Below are 17,575 nucleotides of genomic sequence, written 5' to 3' on the forward strand. Positions count from 1 at the left end.
GATGGATCGGAGTGGACGTTGAGCGTCGAGGCGGAAGCCGTGGGCGGCCAGGGCGATGAGGCGTGGGACGCCTGGGCGCCGGAGGATGCTCCAGCCTCACGGCGGACCAGCGGGTCGTCCGGCTACGCCCCGGGGTCCCAGGTATTGATTCGCGACGAGCTGTGGCTCGTCCGGAACTCCAAGGACGTCGGCAAAGACGGGTGGATGGTGGAGGTCACCGGCATCTCGTCCTTCGTGCGAGGCACGGACGCGGTCTTCTACAGCCGACTCGACGCGATCCAGGTGCTGGACCCGAGAGAGACGCGGCTCGTCCCGGACGACTCACCCAACCACCGGCGGGGCCGTCTGTTCCTTGAAGCGGTGATGCGCAAGACGTTCCTGCCGCAGACCGAGCATGGGCTCGCGCTGGCCGACGGGTTCCTCATGGACCAGCAGGTGCACCAGCTGCGGCCCGCGGAATTGGCGCTGTCCCTGGAGAAGAACCCGCAGCCGCGGATCCTGATCGCCGACGTGGTGGGCCTGGGCAAGACCCTGGAGATCGGGGTGTTGCTGGCCGAGCTGATCCGGCGCGGGCGCGGCGAGCGCATCCTGGTCGTGACCCCCCAGCATGTGCTGGAGCAGTTCCAGCGGGAGCTGTGGACCCGCTTCGCCATTCCGCTCGTCCGACTGGACTCCACCGGTATCCAGCGCATCCAGCAGGACATCCCGGCCGGCCGGAACCCGTTCGCGTACTTCAAGCGCGCGATCATCTCCGTGGACACGCTCAAGAGCGACGTCTACGCGCACCACCTCGAGCACACCAACTGGGACGCCGTCGTCATCGACGAGTCCCACAATCTGGTCAACCGGGGCACCAAGAACAACGAACTCGCCCGTTTGCTGGCTCGGAAGACCGACGCGCTGGTGCTGGCGTCGGCCACGCCCCACAACGGTCGTGCCGAGTCGTTCGCCGAGTTGATCAAGATGCTGGACGAGGCGGCCATCGCCAACCCGTCGAAGTACGAAGTGAAGGACCTTGAGCACCTCTACATCCGGCGTACGAAGACGACGGCGGAGGTCCGCGACTCGTTGAAGGGCGCCTGGGCGGACCGTGGACCGTCCCAGCCGATCCACGTAACGGCCGGTGAGAAAGAACTCGCCGTCTTCCAGGAGCTCGCCACGCGCTGGATTCCGGCCGATCCCGACCAGCCGTCGGTCAGCCGACACCAACTGGTGCCCTACCAACTGCTGAAATCCTTCCTGTCCTCGCACAAGGCCCTGCTGGAGACCGTCAAAACGCGACTGACGACGCTGGACAAGCAGCCGGCCGCCGACTCGGCGCGAGGCGGGCAGAGGCCGTCCCGACCGGTCGACCCGGCGGCCCGGGAGGCGGCAAGGCAGGCGGAGCGCGCGGCCTTGTTGGACCTCCAGAACGTGGCCGAGCGGATCCAGGACGATGACTCGGCGAAACTGGCGGCCCTCCTGGACGAGCTGCGCAGCATGGGTGTCGGCCCCGATTCGGAGACCCGCGTGGTGGTGTTCTCCGAGCGCATCCCCACACTGAAATGGCTCGCGCAGGCTGTCCCGGCCGCGCTCGGTTTCCGTCGCGGCGCCGACCCCGACGAGAACAAGCCCTGGCTGGCCTTCGGCGGCGCGGTCCAGGTCATGCACGGCGATGCCACCAGCGATGAGGAGCAGCAGGCCATCGTCGAGAAGTTCGGGCTGCGCGACGACCCCGTACGCATCCTGTTCACCGGCGACGTCGCCTCTGAAGGCGTCAACCTCCACCAGCAGTGCCACCGGCTGATCCACTTCGACCTGCCGTGGTCCCTGATCCGTATCGAGCAGCGCAACGGTCGCATCGACCGCTACGGCCAGCAGCACCGGCCTGAGTTCCGTGCTCTGATCCTCACCAGCGACATCCCCTGGCGGACGGACGAGACGACCGGGGAGGCCCGAACGCTGGACGACCGCCTCGTGGGCGAGAAGCTACTGAAACGCGAGGAGGAAGCGCACAAGATCGAGGGCTCGGTGGAGGCGGTCACCGGCCTGTATCGGGCCAAGGAGGAGGAGAACCGCCTCACCCAGGACCTGATCGCCGGCCGGACCGTCGAGGAGTCGATCAAGCAGTCCCAGCAGGGGGGTGCTGCATTCCTCTCAGGACTGCTCGGCCAGGTGGGTGCCGTCCCGGAACATCCCGAGGTGCGGCGGGCGTACGTGCCACGCCTGTTCTCGTCCACCGCTGACTACTTCGACGAGGCATTGCGTCAGATCTGCCGTCCGAATCCCGAGGACCAGCTCTCTATGCGCCGCGACGACGACGGCACGATCGCCTTCGAACCTCCGCGTGACCTGCTGTACAGGCTGAAGGCACTACCGAAGTCGTACCTCGACGAGCAGCGGATCATGCCTCGGAAAACTGAGCCGGGACGGATGCGCATCACCTTCTCCAGGGACCTCGCGGACCGGCGTCTGAAGGCGGCCCGGGAGTCGTCCAAGTCGCAGTGGCCGAACGTCTCCTACGTCACCGACGTCCACCCCGTCCTGGACTGGTTGACCGACAAGGTGCTCGTTGAGGTCGGCCGCCACCAGGCCCCCGTGCTCGCCGCCTCCGTGAACTCTCCGACGTTCCTGGTGCAGGGCATCTGTTCCAACGCGCTGGGTCGGCCCACCATCGTCGAGTGGATGGCCGTCCACGGCGAACCGCACGACCTTCAGGTGACGCCTCTGACTCCGGAGGTTCTGGAGGACTACGGCGTGGGTCCGACGATGCCCGGCCGCGCCGCACCGCGCGACCTCAGCGGCCTGACGGAGCTCGTGCCTGCAGCCATCGACAGGGCTGAACAGCACCTCCGGGACCTGAAAGAGGCGTATGGCGAGGAGATCGAGGCGATCCTGGCCCCGTCCCGCAAGCGCGTCGTGCACTGGCAACAGGAAGCCATGTTCTCTTCTGATGGGACGGGAAAGCGCGGAGTGAACCTCAGTGCCAGCAGGCGGCTGAGCCTTCTCAACTCCCTGCAGACCACGGGCGAGCCGATGCTGCGCCTGCTCGCCGTCCTGGAACCGCTCAACGCCGCTGAGGGAGGCACCGACCGATGAGCACCGATTTCGACTCCTTCAGCAACCGCGGCGAATACTTCGCCGCGCACTACTTCGCCGAACAGCTCGGATCCGATCTGAACAAGGGCCTGTTCGCCACGTGGGTCCTACGCGAAGGCGATGAGCACGACCCGCGCAAGACTCCTCGGGAGCTCCTCCGCTCGCTGCGTGGCGCCTACCTCTCCGAAGACGTACGCGGCTACTTCGCCGAGGCCGCCGAGCGCGACGCAGGAGATGAGGTCCGACCGAACACCCACAACAACCCCGAGTGGCGCAAGCGTCTGGCCGAGTGGCACCACACGGTCCTTCAAGCCCTCGGCTTCGAGGCCACTCCCACCGAGGTCACCGTCCACCGCGCCGGACGCGACCACTCCCTGACCGTGGCCTACCACGGCCACGGGATCATCGCCCTGGACTGCGGCTGGGCCGCCGACAACGACGCCGCCCTGAATGCGACAGGCCCCGGTCGGCTCCTGCACCCGCTGCGTGTCAGTGCAAGCGAGATGTACGAGACCGGCCCGGCCCTGGCGTCCTGGCTTTTCCAGAGCGAGCTCGGCGAGGCCGGCGGGCCTCGCCCGCGCTTCGTCCTGCTGTTGTGCGGAGGTGTGCTCGTCCTCGCTGATCGCCAGTCCTGGAACGAGGGTCGCTTCCTCGCCGTCAACCTCGACGCAGCCCTCGAACGCAACGACCGCAGCCAGCAGGGCGAACTCGCCACCATCGCGGCGCTGTTCAGCCTGGACATGCTCCGGCCCGGCGAGAACGACCAGAGCCGGGCCATCGATGCCCTGCTGAAGTCCTCCAGCGCCAACGCCGCCGGCGTCTCCGGCGAACTGCGCCACGGGCTCCAGCGCTCGGTAGAGATCATCGCCAACGAAGTCCTCGCGCGGATGGCCGAGCCGGAGAACAACGTCACCCCGGCTGACATCGAGAGCCCCAAGATCCCCTTCGCCCGGGAACTCACCCGCGAATCCCTCCGCTACCTCTACCGCGTCCTGTTCCTCCTCTACGCCGAGGCCCGCCCCGAACTCGGCATCCTCCCCGCCGACGACGGCAGCTACGAGGCCGGCTACTCGATGGCCCGCCTGCGCGAGCTCGTCGAACGCGACGAGGAACTCGTCGAGGAGGAGGCCCGCAACGGCTTCCACCTGCACGAATCTCTGGACGTCCTCTTCAACAAGGTCAACTTCGGCCACCGCCCGTACGGCACCGAGGCCGACGACGACCAGCCCGGCGACGACGAGGAGACCCGCAAGGCCAAGGCCGCTCGCCGCAGCGAGGACCGTGGCCTGCGCTTCGAACCCCTGCGCAGCGAGCTCTTCGAGCCCCGTTCGGTACGCCTCATCGGCAGGGGCGTCCTCGACCCCCGCAGCGACGAAGACAGCGACCCACGCTGGCTCGACCTTCGCCTACGCAACGCCGCCTTGCACGAGGTGCTGCGTCTGCTCACCATGAAGAAGGGCAAGCGCGGCGAGCGGGGCGGTTTCATCTCCTATCGCAACCTCGGCATCAACCAGCTCGGCGCCGTCTACGAGGGCCTGATGTCGTACACCGGCATCATCGCCGAGGAGGAACTGTGTGAGGTCGCCAAGGGCGGTGACCCGGAAAAGGGCTCCTGGCTCATCCCCTCCAAGAAGCAGGACCAGTACCCCGACAAGACCCTCGTCCACTACGACGAGGACGACGCCCGCAAGGGCCTGCGAGGCGTCAAGAAGTACGAGAAGGGCTCCTTCGTCTACCGCCTCGCCGGCCGTGACCGCGAGACCTCCGCCTCGTACTACACGCCCGAGTCGCTGACCCAAGTTACGGTCGAGCTCACTCTCAAGCACCGCCTGGACCAGCAGCGCGACGCCGATGGCAACGTCATCAAGACCCGCGCGTCCGAACTGCTCAAGTACAAGATCTGCGAGCCGGCCCTCGGCTCCGGCGCATTCCTGAACGAGGCGATCAACCAGGTCGCTGAGGAGTACCTGCGCCGCAGGCAGGACGAGCTGGGCGTCACCATCCCAACCGCGGACGCCCTCACGGAGAAGCAGAAGGCCAAGGCATACATCGCCCTGCACAACGCGTACGGCGTCGACCTCAACGCCACGGGCGTCGAGTTGGCCGAGGTGTCCCTCTGGCTTAACACCATGCACCCAGGCATGCGCGCCCCCTGGTTCGGCCTCCACCTGCGCCGAGGCAACAGCCTCATCGGCGCCCGCCGTGCCGTCTACGCCGCCGACGACGTCACCGGCAAGGAATGGCTCAAGGCCAAGGGCGCCCTGGCGCCCACCCCGCTCCCCTTCCTCAACGACGGCGAGCCCCAACTACTCCCCCAGGACGCGGTCCACCAGTTCCTTCTGCCGAGTCCCGGATGGGCCGCGGTCGCGGGCTCGAAGGAGGCTAAGGAACTCGCGAAGGAAGGCGTTGATCAGCTCGCCGCCTGGAAGAAGGGCATCCTCCAGCGCCCGAAGCGCGGCAAGGCCGGCAAGTCGAAGAAGGAGCCGGTGTCCCAGTTCACCCGTCTCCGTGACGCCGCTCGGCGGGTCGAGTTCCTCTGGTCGCTCGTCGTCAAGCGCATGGAGCTGTCCGAGCAGGCGATTGCTCGCCGGATCGACGTCTGGGGCGCCGACCCCACGGACCCCGAGTTCGCCTTCCTCCACCGTCCCGACCAGGCCGTTCCCAAGGAGCAGGTACTCGAGGACCTCTTCAACGCTGCTGACACCCCGTACTGGCGCTTGAAAAAGATCATGGATGCCTGGTGCGCGTTGTGGTTCTGGCCCGTCGACAAGGCCGGGCTGCTCGACGGAACGGCCGGGGAGTACGCGGCACGGCTGGAAGTGACGGGAGCGGACAGCCTCAGCCGCCTGCTCGACGGCGCGCCGCTGGTGACGCAGTCGCCCGGGCCCCCTGCCGATGCGGAACCGGTCGCCGTGCCGACACCCACACCCGCTCCGCGGTTCGTCGAGGCAACGGCCCTGTTTGCTCTCGGCCCAGAGCAGACCAGCTTTGAGGACCTCGAGCTTAGCGCCGATGACTCGGTCGTGGAGGTCAAGGAGGTCAGGCCGCGGGGAGGGGCCCAGACCTCACCTCCGAAGCCAAAGGCGCTGGAGCGTCGGGCAATCGTCCCGCTCAAGGACCTGGACGACTGGCTAGAGTTCCTGGAGGCTATGCTCGGCACGGCCGACGTGCCCGAAGGTACCCTCATCGACAGCTTCAAGGACCTCGAAGCGCTCAAGAGCTTCGAGGAGACGCTGCCCAGCTTCATGGGCATGGACGCCGGCAACCCGGAGGACCGCTTCCCGTGGCTCCGAGAGGTACAAGACATCGCGGAGGAGCAGGGCTTCCTGAATTGGGAGCTGGAGTTCGCCCTCGTTTTCGCACACGGAGGCGGCTTCGATATCCAAGTTGGCAATCCGCCTTGGGTGCGCCCCCAGTGGGACGAACTCGCAGTGCTCGCCGAATTTGATCCTTGGTTCAAGCTAACCGATAAGCACAGCGCCACAGAGAAGAGCGGACGCCGCACAGCCATCCATCGAACCGTCAACGGACTCGCGTACGTGCTGGGCGAGTTGACATCCACTTCTTCAACCTCAGCATTCCTGAGTTCGACTCCAACGTATCCGCTACTCGCCGGAACACGCCCGGATCTCTACCGGGCGTTCATGTGTCGTACATGGTCGAACACGACAGGGCTCGGCATTATTGGCCTGATCCATCCAGACACCCATTTCACAGGGGATAAAGAAGCACGCCTCCGCGAGGAGGCATATCATAGACTGCGCGTCCACGCGGATTTCGTAAACCCGGGGCATCGGTTCTTTCCCGCCCCGGTCGGAGAGTCAAGCCATTTCGGCCTGCATATTTACGGACCATCCGGAGAAATCGGGTTCGATCACCTCTGCTGGCTCTTCTCAGTTGACGCCCTCCGCTTTTCCGAAACCCACGATGGCAATGGCGAGGCGCCAGGAGTCCGCTACAAAGGCGCACTCGACGAACGACCCCATCGCGCCCGCATCATCCGAGTCGACCTCGGGGTACTTGCTCAATGGCAGCGCCTAATCGGCAAGCTGGACCAGCCCACCAGCCAGTCCCGCCTCCTCTCCCCGGTAAGCACCGCGGAGGCAGAGGCTATCAAATCTCTCGCCGACTACCCGACCAAACTGGGCCAATTCTCGGTTCAAGTGTCGCAGGGGTTCTACGAGACGCCCACTCGGGACGCGGGAATCATCGAGTACAGGCTATCCACTCCGGAGGAGTGGTCCGAGGTCATCCTCAAGGGCCCACAACTCGGTGTCGCTACACCGCTATTCAAGGCCCCGAACGCAGGAAGTAATGACGTCCTCGGCATGAACTTGATGACAATTGCCGACGACGCCGTACCTCAGACCGAGTATCGGCGCGCTATCGGACGCGCCGAGTATGAGGAATGCCATGACAAGTGGTTTGATCATGGACATTTCGGCCCACAGTACGAGTATCCAGATGCACCCGATGCCAATACCAGGGAATTCCTAGAAGCAACAGGAGATTCCGAAGGGAGAATTTCACCCACAGAAAGTGGCACAGCCACGAATTCGCGGCCAGTGCGCAGTTATACCAATTTCTATCGCCTTGCTTGGCGTCGGCAGATCGCACCAGACACCGAAAGAAGCTTGTACGCGGCCGTGATCCCGCCAGGCCCTGCCCATGTCGATTTGGTCAACAGTTTGACCGCATCGAACAATAGGGAAACCGTCCTGAACTCGGGATTTTGGGCATCGATCCCCTTGGACTATTTTCTCCGCACAACAGGTAGATCAGACTTGCGTGCGGGTGATGTCCGGACGCTTCCTGCCCCCAATGTCGAGCACCCTCTTGCTTCCGCCCTGACTCTCAGGACTCTTCGTCTCAACTGCCTCACCGATGCCTACAGTGAGCTGTGGGCCGAGCTCTATGAAGCGGAGTGGCTGACGAACGAGAGTTGGGCATGCAAGTGGCCAGGAATTCAACCGCTAAATGATGTCAGGCCCATCTGGGAGCGGGATACTCCATTGCGCTCAGAACGCGCTCGCCGCGCCGCCTTGGTAGAAATTGATGCCTTGGTCGCTGTCTGGATTGGCCTCTCCGCTGAAGCGCTGATCGCGATGTACCGCGCTCGATTCCCGGTCATGAACCGTTTCGAGGAAACCACCTGGTTTGACGCAGAAGGTTGGAAGATTGCTGGAAACGCCCGCACCATTGGGCAACGCCAAACGAAGGAAAGTTGGGCCCAGTTCAAGGAGTTCCAAGCAGACCCCGCAAGCAGCCCAGTGCCAGATGGCTACACCGCACCGTTCTATAAGGCTGACCGCGAAGGGGAGATGCGGGCTGCGCACGCCTACTTCCAGAAACGGCTCGACGCCGCCGTCGCCCGTGGCGAGTGGGATCCGGTGAAGCAGGAGGTGCCGAAGCCGTGAGGCCGACGCTTCAGGCGCGGGGGCTCAAGGAGAGCCTGCTGCAGTATCTATCGACGACGTACGCGCTCACCGACGAGGGCGCGCGTGAGGCGCTGCACCGGTTCCTCGGTGACGAGACGTCGGGGATGTTCCGGGGCCCGTATCTACGAATCCGGACGCCCTTCACCGTGGCCGGCGAGGAGTGGCGCAAGCATTTGGAGTGGCAGCGGGACGGCTTCAGGCCGTACGCGCACCAGGCGGTTGCGTTCGCACGGTTGACCTCGGCGCACGGCCACACCCCGCAGCCGACGCTGGTCACCACCGGTACCGGGTCCGGTAAGACGGAGTCGTTCCTGTACCCCGTGCTGGACCACTGCCGTCGGGAGCGGGCCTCCGGCAAGACCGGGGTGAAGGCCGTCTTCCTTTACCCCATGAATGCCCTGGCCACCGACCAGGCGCAGCGCATCAACGACCTGCTCACCGAGAACGCCGAGCTCGGGAAGCTGTCGGCCGGCCTCTACATCGGAGAGCGCGCGGCGACGCAGTACGAGAGGGTGCGAACGCGGCGCTCGGACATGCAGCTGTCCCCGCCGGACATCCTGATAACGAACTACAAGATGCTGGACCTCCTCCTCCAGCGTGCGGATGACGCGCCCCTGTGGCGGGAGTCGGATATCCGCTACGTCGTCGTGGACGAGTTCCACACGTACGACGGGGCACAGGGCACGGACGTCGGGATGCTGCTGCGTCGACTCGCCGCCTCCGTTGGGGCAGCCGAGGAAGGCCGTCCGCTGGGGAAGATCTGTCCGGTCGCGACGTCGGCGACGCTTGCTTCCGGCACGGACGAGGACGGCACGGCGCAGCTGCTGGAGGTGGCCACCCACGTCTTCGGCACGGAGTTCACGGCGGACTCCATCGTCGGGGAGAACCGGCTCACGGTCGAGGAGTTCATCCCGCTCGGCGACGTGACCATGCAGCCGATGCCGACACCCGACGAGTTGCTGGCGCTGCCCGATCCGGCGACCGGCGATGAGGCGTTGCTGGATCTGATCGAGAAGGTGACGGACGTCCGTGACCTTGATCCATTCCTCCTCGGTGGGAACCTCAAGCGGCATTTGTTCACTCGTGCGGTGATGCAGGCGCTCGGCGGCGGAGTGAAGACCAGTGCCGAAGTGCTGGATGTGATGTGGCGTGCGGGCGCCGCCGGCTGGTCCGAGGCGGTGGCGCGGCAGCCGGAGAAGGCGGCTGAGGCGCTGGCGCGGTTCGTCGCGCTGCTGTCGTACGCCCGCGATCCGGAGTCCTCGCCCGCCGAGCCCCGGCCGTTCGTGCACGTCGAGGTGCATCAGTGGGCGCGTTCGGTGTCGCGGCTGCTGCGTGGGGTGCTGCCGTGGCCGAAGGCGGAGTTCCGCTGGGATGTGGCCGGCACGGCCGATGCCGGCGCGGCCGACAGCGGCCGTATGGCGCCGGTGACGACGGCGACGTCGGGGCAGAGCGCGAACCTGTTCCTGCCGGCGATCTACTGCCGTGACTGCGGACGGTCGGGGTGGGCGGTGTTCTCGCCGGAGAGCGATGACCACGATGTCCAGTTCGACACGTACAAGATCCGGCGGGCGTCACTGGGCCAGGACAAGGCCCGGGTGCGGAACCTGATCGCCGCGACGGACCGGGAGGCCAGGGAGGGTTCCGGAGCCGCGCTGCTCACGGCGGCCGGTGGCAAGGGGGGCTCGGCTGCGTCGCAGGGTGCCGGCGGGGTTCTGATGGTGCTGGACGGCACCCGTAAGCGGCTGCGACTGCCTGATCCGCTGAACGATTACGACCGGGAGACCAAGGAGCCCCGGCTGACGGCCCGCGACTCGGCGTTCGTGCTCGTGAACTTCGGGGAGACGGCGAACACCGCGGCCAAGGAGGACTGGTGTCCGGCGTGCGGTGAGCGCAACGCGATCCGCTACCTCGGTACGGGTGCCGCCGCGATGGCGGCCGCGTCCATCACCCAGCTATTCACCGGTGGGGAGCTCGACAAGAAGCTCCACGAGAAAAAGACGCTGATGTTCAACGACTCGGTGCAGGATGCCGCGCACCGTGCCGGGTTCGTCGCCAACCGCTCGTACACCTTCTCGCTCCGTGCTCTCCTCGCCGACCACCTGCGGCACGACGAGCCGACCGCGCTGAATGATCTGATTGCGAACGTCGTCGACGCCACGACGGACAAGGACACCCTCTCGGCGGTGGTGCCACCGGACCTGCACGGCTTCAAGGGCGTGAACCGGTTGCTGTCCGGCCAGGGTCGCGGTGGGGACCTGAAGACGTGGCGGCTGATCGGTCAGCGGCTGGCTTTCGAGGCGCTCATGGAGTTCGGCTTCCGGTCCCGGAACGGCCGTACATTGGAGCTGACCCGCACCGCCGCCGCACAGGTCCGCATCGACGACCCGGCGGCAGTGATCGCGCTGGTCAAACGGCTGCACGAGGAGAGCGTGCGAGACGGCCTGCCGCTGGTGGCGCAGGACGACGCCCGCTATCTGGCGTTCGTACGCATTTTCCTGGAGCGGCTCCGTACCCGGGGTGCGGTCGCCCATCAGTGGCTGAACAAGTACATCGACGAGGCGGGCACCAGCCGGTACTACATCTGGGGCAAGCGGGCTCCGGGCATGCGGGCCTTCCCGAAGGGGATAGCCGCCCCCGTGTTCCTGCTCGGGCAGCCCAAGAACGGCAGCGAGTTCGACTTCGCGACCGGACGGCTCTCCTGGTACGAGCGGTGGGCCGGGCGGTGCCTGGAGCTGCCGCGTGACCTGGCACCCGAGCTGTGGGGCCGGCTGCTGCCCGAACTCGCCTCAATGGGGCTGCTGTCGGTGCGCACCCCTAACGACACCTCGGTGCGGGTGTACGGGCTCAAGCCCGGCAACATCGAGGCCCGGCTGCTGGACGACGAGCAGGTGCGGGTCTCGTATGTGCGGTGCCCGGTGTGCTTCTGGGAGCAGACGGTCCATCCGTCGCTGCTGGACCAGTGGCACGACCAGCCTTGTCCCTCCTACCGGTGCCGACGGGGCCGCCTTGTGGCCGGCGACCGGCCCGAGAGGCTGGGGGTACACCACCGCGACCGCGACTACAGGGACGACTACTACCGGCGGCTCTACCGCGGGGCAGGCACCTATCAGGTGGTCACCGCCGAGCACACGGGCATGCTGACGCGACACCAGCGCGAGAAGGTCGAGGAGGCGTTCAAGCGCGGCGGCGGGTTCAAGGACCCCAATGTGCTCTCCTGCACGCCAACGCTGGAGATGGGCATCGACATCGGCGACCTGTCCGCCGTCGTGCTGGCCGCGCTGCCGCGCCGCCCCGCCTCCTACGCTCAGCAAGTCGGCCGGGCCGGTCGCCGCACCGGCAATGCCTTCCTGCTCACCATCCCCGACCGGCGGCGCCGCGACCTGTACTTCCTCGAGCGTCCGAAGGACCTGATCGCGGGCACGATCGTGCCGCCCGGGTCCTACTTGTCAGCCGTCGAGATCCTTCGTCGTCAGTACCTGGCGCATCTGCTGGACCTCGCCGCGGCCGGCCGTCTCGTCCGGGCGGACGGCATCGTGCTGCGCGCGCTGCCGCACAAGGCGCCGCGCCTGTTCGGCCCGTCCGGCTATCTGACCGATCTGGTGGAGCTGGCCCTCGACCAGGGCGAGGAGCTGGTCAAGGGGTTCCTGCGGCTGTTCCCGGTCGGCGTCAGCGAGCAGGCCGGGGCCGACCTGAAGGCGTATGCGACGCACGGTCTACGCAGCGCCGTAGAAAGGGCGGAAGGCGAGTGGCGGCGCGCCGAGGACGCGCTGCGGGCGCGGCTGCGGGAGATCGACGAGGCCCACGGCGAGCTGCACGACAGCGACCCCGACCAGGCCCGCCAGAAGGCGGAACTGGACGCCGAACGGCGCGGGGTGGGCAGGCAGCTGCTCCACCTGGGCGACACCACGGCACAGACCGCCCTGTGTGACCTGGGTCTGCTGCCGAACTACGCCCTCATCGACTCGTCCACGACACTGTCGGCGACCCTGTACGGCGAGGACGGCATCGATCCGAAGACGGGCAAGGTGGTGTACACGTCCGAGACCCTCTCCTATGAGCGGCCCCGCCGCTTCGCGATCCAGGAGCTGGCGCCGGGCAACACCTTCTACGTCAACGGCTACCGGCACGAGATCACCGGCCTGGAGCTGTCGACGGGTGGGCGCCAGGAGTGGCGGACCTGGAGGGTGTGCCCAGGGTGCGGGTACGTACGCACCGAGGACGCCACCGACGATCGCTCTCCGTGCCCCCGGTGCAGGACGAGCCAGATCGCCGACGACGGCTCCTGCTTGTTCCAGGTCGTGGAGCCGGCCACCGTGACGTCGCGGGACAAGCGTGAGGACGCACGGATCCGGGACGACAAGGACGACCGTGATCGCCGTTCGTACACCGTCGTGGACGCGGTGGACATCCCCGTCGAGAAGATCGAGCGGGGGAAGTCCTGGCGGCACGACCGCGAGACGTTCGGGGTGGACTTCTGCCGCACGGCGATGATCCGACGGATCAACGTCGGCCCAGTCCGCTATGACGCTCCTGCCCGAGATGACTTCGCCGGCCACCTGGTCCGGCTGAACCCCTTCCACGTGTGCACCGCCTGCGGGGCCGCGAGCGCGGACGGCCGTCCGGTCTTCGACCACGACACCGACGCCCTTGAATCGGCAGCAGCCCGCGCCCCGCAGCTCAAGCACCACCGCCCGTGGTGCCCGCTGCGCCGCGGCAAAAAGGACGGCGTCACGCAGGAGCAGGTGCTGCTGGCCCACCAGCTGCAGACCGAAGCCCTGCGGATCCTCATCCCGGCCGCGACAGCCGACGTCGACGCACGGGTGCACTCCTTCCGGGCCGCCCTGCGACTCGGTGTCGACCTGCACTTCGGCGGCGACCCGCAGCACCTGGACACCACGGTGGCCTCCATGCCGGACATGGACAGCGGCGAGCGCCGCTGGTTCCTGGTCCTCTTCGACTCTCTCCCGGGCGGTACCGGCTACCTGGACCGGCTCACCGACCGCCGTGCCTTCCGAGACACCCTCGCTCGGGCGTACGAACAGCTCAAGGCATGTCCGTGCGCCGAGGAGCAACGGCGCGCCTGCCACCGCTGTCTGCACCGCTACACCCCCGAGCAGTTCCAGGACGTCGTCTCGCGCCAGGCGGCGCTCAGCATGCTGGAGTCGCTGCTGTTCAAGGGGGACGGCGAGGACGGCTGGGACATCAGCGATGTGGAGCACACCGGGCTGGTCGGGCTGGACGCTCAGGTCGAATCCGACCTGGAGGCCCGCTTCCTGACCGCACTGCGGGACTGGGTGAAGGTCACCGACGACGCGGCCTTGGATGAGGAGGGCCACGCCAGCGGACATCTGCGATTTACCGACGGCTCGGACGTGATGCACTGGAGGCTGACGGCCCAGCGGCAGCTCGAAGGCACCCGAACGGACTTCACCTTCACCCGCGTCGGCGGTCCGGTGCAGAGCGTGCACGTCTATCTGGAAGGCTTCCGGTTCCACGCCAGCCGGGAGCACAACCTCATCGCCAAGAACGCGGCCCAGCGCACCCGGCTCCGTGCCGACGGAAAGATCGTCTTCCAGATCACCTGGGCCGACATCGATCTGTTCGAACGGCAGCCGGGGCGTACCAAGCCCGTCTGGCCACCGTACCGGGGCACCGCCCAGGAGCAGGCCAAGGCCGCCTACGAGCAGTACGGCGGCAACCGTGCGCACTTCGGCGAAGCTGTCTTCGCCAACCCGATCGACACGCTCATCGCCTATCTGCGGGACCCTGACGCCACCCGTTGGGCCCGCCGGGCCCGCGCCCTGGTCACTGGCCTCACTGCTGTTTCCGCCACGACCGCCGTCGCCGCGACCGGCAAGCGCAGCGAGCTCGTCGCCGCGTTGCGCGAACAGCTCGCTTCCTTCGGAGCCGGCCAACGACACGGCAGGCCGGTGGTACCCGACGCCGGCAGCCTCGGTCCCGTTCATGTGTTCCGGACCCAGGACGAGCACGGTCTGCCGATCGTGTTCGCGCTGGACGCGGCCGACCCTGACAACCTGCGGTGGACCGCCCTGACGGTCCTCAACGACAGCGACGCTGTCCTCGACACCGACGAGCACAAGCTGCGGTGGCGGTCCTGGCTGTACTGGACCAACATCACCCAGTTTCTGTCCCTCGTCGGCGGGGACGGTGTCCAGCTCGCCGTCAGCAGCGCTGCGGACTTCGAGGTAGAGGTTCTCGCCGTGTGCGGTGGCCTGGGTGAACTCGACTCGCTCGCCGCAGCACTCGCCCCCGCGCCCACCCTCGTGCCCGGGCCCACAGCTCGACCCGCCGCCTCGGAGCCGAGCACGGACTCGCCGGCGGAAGCCGCCCTCCGGAAGATCATCCGGGACGCCGTCTGGGACGACGACATCCTGGAGATCCTGCGCGACGACCCCGACGAGGCACCTGCCCTTCTCCGCCTCGCCGAGACGCTCGCCGAGCACGGAAAGCAGGCCCCCGTCTTCGGGTTCGAACTCGGAAGCAGCCGCTGGCAGGCGGACTTCGCCTGGCAGACTCCCGACCTCAAGATCGCCGTTGTGGCCGCCCACCAGGGCGACGAGGACATCGAGGCCCAGCGACGCGACGCCGCCTACGCCGAGGACGGCTGGACGGTCCGGACCGCCGCCGCATGGCTCGACCACCTCGACACCCTGCTCGTACAGCTCCCCAATACGGAAGGCACCACCCGATGACCGCCCGGCTCAGCCTGTACCGCAAGGCCGAACAGGAGCTGTACAAGCTCGACCGCTCGGTCAAGGCCCAGTTCTACGACTTCTCCCACGTCTTCCGGAACAACCCCAACCAGCCGGGCCTGAAGCTGAAGAAGCTCAAGGGCGACTCGCGCATCTGGTCCGCGCGGGTCAACGACTCCTACCGCGCGCTGCTGACCCCGACCGGAGTAGACGCGGACGGCACCGAGAGCTGGCTGGTCATCGCCGTCCGCCACCGCAAGGACGTCTACGAAGAGCTCCAGGTCGCAGTCAACCGTGTCACCGGCGAGATCGAGTTCGTCGACCTGTCGGTCGTCGGCGACAGCGCACTGCGCCGCGCTGGGATCACCCTGACCCCAGCCGAGCCTGACCGGGCCGCGCCGCGGGCCGAGCCCGAGCCACAGCCGCAGCCGCAGCCGCAGCCGACGGTGGAGACCCCTCCCCTGCTCGCCGCGTACAGCGCCGACCAGCTGCGTGAGCTAGGCGTCGCCGACCAGTTGATCGAGCTGGCCCTCACCGTCACCGACAGCGCCGAGCTGGACCAGCTCGTCGAGGGCGCCCCGCTGTTGTCTAAGGACGTCCTCTACGGTCTCGCCGCCGGTATGCCCATCGACGAGGTCCGCAAGGAGATCACCCAGCCCGTCGAGCTCGGCCACGAGCCCGATCTCGGTGACTTCGCCGCGGCCCTGAGCCGTACCAAGGTCACCGCTGTCGACGATGCCGTTCAGGCGGCCATCGACGAAGGGGACTTCCGAGCCTGGAAGGTCTTTCTCCACCCCACGCAGGAACGCATCGTCCACCGCCACTACAACGGACCTGCCCGCGTCTCCGGCGGGCCCGGCACCGGAAAGACCATCGTCGCCCTGCACCGGGTCAAGCACCTGGCCGAGCAACTGCCCCCCGGCAGCAACAGGGCGATCCTGCTGACCACGTTCACCAAGAACCTCACCACGGACCTCCGCCTGCGTCTGGCATCCCTCGTCGAGCCCGAACTCCTCGACCGTGTCGAGATCGCTCACATCGACCAGCTCGCCGCCCGCGTCCTGGGTGAGAACACCGCACCTGGCCGGGGCCGGCAGCGTGTCTACGACCACGTGGCGCTGAATGAGATGCGCCAACTCCTCGCCGAACTCGACGACCGCCGCTGGGAGGCCGAGTTTCTCCTGGAAGAGTGGGAGCAGGTCATTCTCGGCCAGTCCGTCGCCACCCGCTCCGCCTACTTCCAGGCCCGCCGTGCAGGACGGGGCCGTTCCCTGACCCGGCCCGAGCGCAACCACATCTGGAAGCTCGTCGAGCAGTTCACCGCCCGCCTGGACAAGCTCAGCGTGGAGACCTGGGGCCAGGCTTCCGAGCGCGCTGCCCGCTTCGAGATCGAGCGCGCCGCGAAGATCAGGGCCCGGCGCGAGTACAAAGAGGAGGTCGGCGGCAAGGACCTCATCCACCGCGACAACAGCTCCGGCATGCGCTACCTGAACTACCGCTACCGGCACATCGTCGTCGACGAGGCCCAGGACCTCAGCCCCGCGCACTGGAAGATGCTCCGGGCGATGGCCGACCCGGACCTGCCGAACGACATGTTCATCGCCGGCGACACCCACCAGCGCATCTACGACCACCAGGTAGCCCTCGGCAGCCTCGGCATCAACATCCGCGGCCGTTCTTCTCGCCTCACCCTCAGCTACCGCACCACCAAGGAGATCCTCACCGAGGCCCTCCGCGTGGTCGACCCTGTGAAGCCCGGGCAGCAGGTGAACTACGACGACCTGGACGACGGCACCGACAACCTCGCCGGATACCGCTCCGTCCTCCACGGCCCCGCCCCGACCTTCACGCCGTACGACACTTGGGAGGACGAGCTCGCCGGCCTTGCCACCACCCTGGCCATGTGGCGCGAGGAGCTTTCCACGGACGAGAACGGCTCACCCATAGACCCGAGTGGCCATATCGCCGTCTGCGTCGCCGACCGCGACATGGTCAGCCAGACCATGTACTACCTGGTCACCAAGGCCGGCATCACCTGCGCCGAACTCACCAAGGACGGTCCCAAGGGTGACGGCGAGGTCCACGTCGGCACGATGCATCGCTTCAAGGGCCTCGAGTACCAGCGCCTCGCCATCGTGGGCGCCAGTGACGGCATCCTCCCTCGCACGCACGTCATCGACCGCTACCGCACCGAGGATCCGCCCCGCTACGAGCGCGAGCAGCGCAAGGCCCGTTCCCTGCTCTTCGTGGCGACTACGCGGGCCCGAGACGCGCTGAACATCAGCTGGCACGGCAAGCCCAGCCCCTACCTGCCTGTCTGACACGGACCTCGGCCTCCCCGCCCTC

At 67.2% G+C, this 17,575-nt stretch carries 4 protein-coding genes; all 4 read left to right on the forward strand.

Going from position 1 to position 17,575, the window contains the following annotated elements:
* The first annotated feature begins 18 nt into the window (after window positions 1-18).
* From DN051_RS07120 to DN051_RS07135, 4 genes are read left to right on the forward strand one after another with little or no spacing between them, the layout of a single operon-like run.
* Window positions 19-3,078: an SNF2-related protein gene (locus DN051_RS07120; protein WP_246040941.1), complete on the forward strand. Its 3,060-nt coding sequence runs from the start codon at window positions 19-21 to the stop codon at window positions 3,076-3,078.
* Window positions 3,075-8,495, forward strand: coding sequence for a hypothetical protein (locus DN051_RS07125; RefSeq protein ID WP_112438273.1), 5,421 nt, complete (start codon window positions 3,075-3,077; stop codon window positions 8,493-8,495). Before DN051_RS07120 ends, DN051_RS07125 begins: the two co-directional genes overlap by 4 nt.
* Window positions 8,492-15,229 carry a DEAD/DEAH box helicase gene (locus tag DN051_RS07130; protein ID WP_112438274.1) on the forward strand — a complete coding sequence of 2,246 codons (6,738 nt, stop codon included), beginning with the start codon at window positions 8,492-8,494 and terminating at the stop codon, window positions 15,227-15,229. Before DN051_RS07125 ends, DN051_RS07130 begins: the two co-directional genes overlap by 4 nt.
* A complete protein-coding gene (locus tag DN051_RS07135; protein ID WP_112438275.1) occupies window positions 15,226-17,550 on the forward strand; it encodes a UvrD-helicase domain-containing protein in 2,325 nt (774 codons plus the stop codon). The genes DN051_RS07130 and DN051_RS07135 overlap by 4 nt, the downstream gene beginning before the upstream one ends.
* The last annotated feature ends 25 nt before the right edge of the window (window positions 17,551-17,575 follow it).

It is taken from the genome of Streptomyces cadmiisoli (assembly GCF_003261055.1).
Classification (GTDB): domain Bacteria; phylum Actinomycetota; class Actinomycetes; order Streptomycetales; family Streptomycetaceae; genus Streptomyces; species Streptomyces cadmiisoli.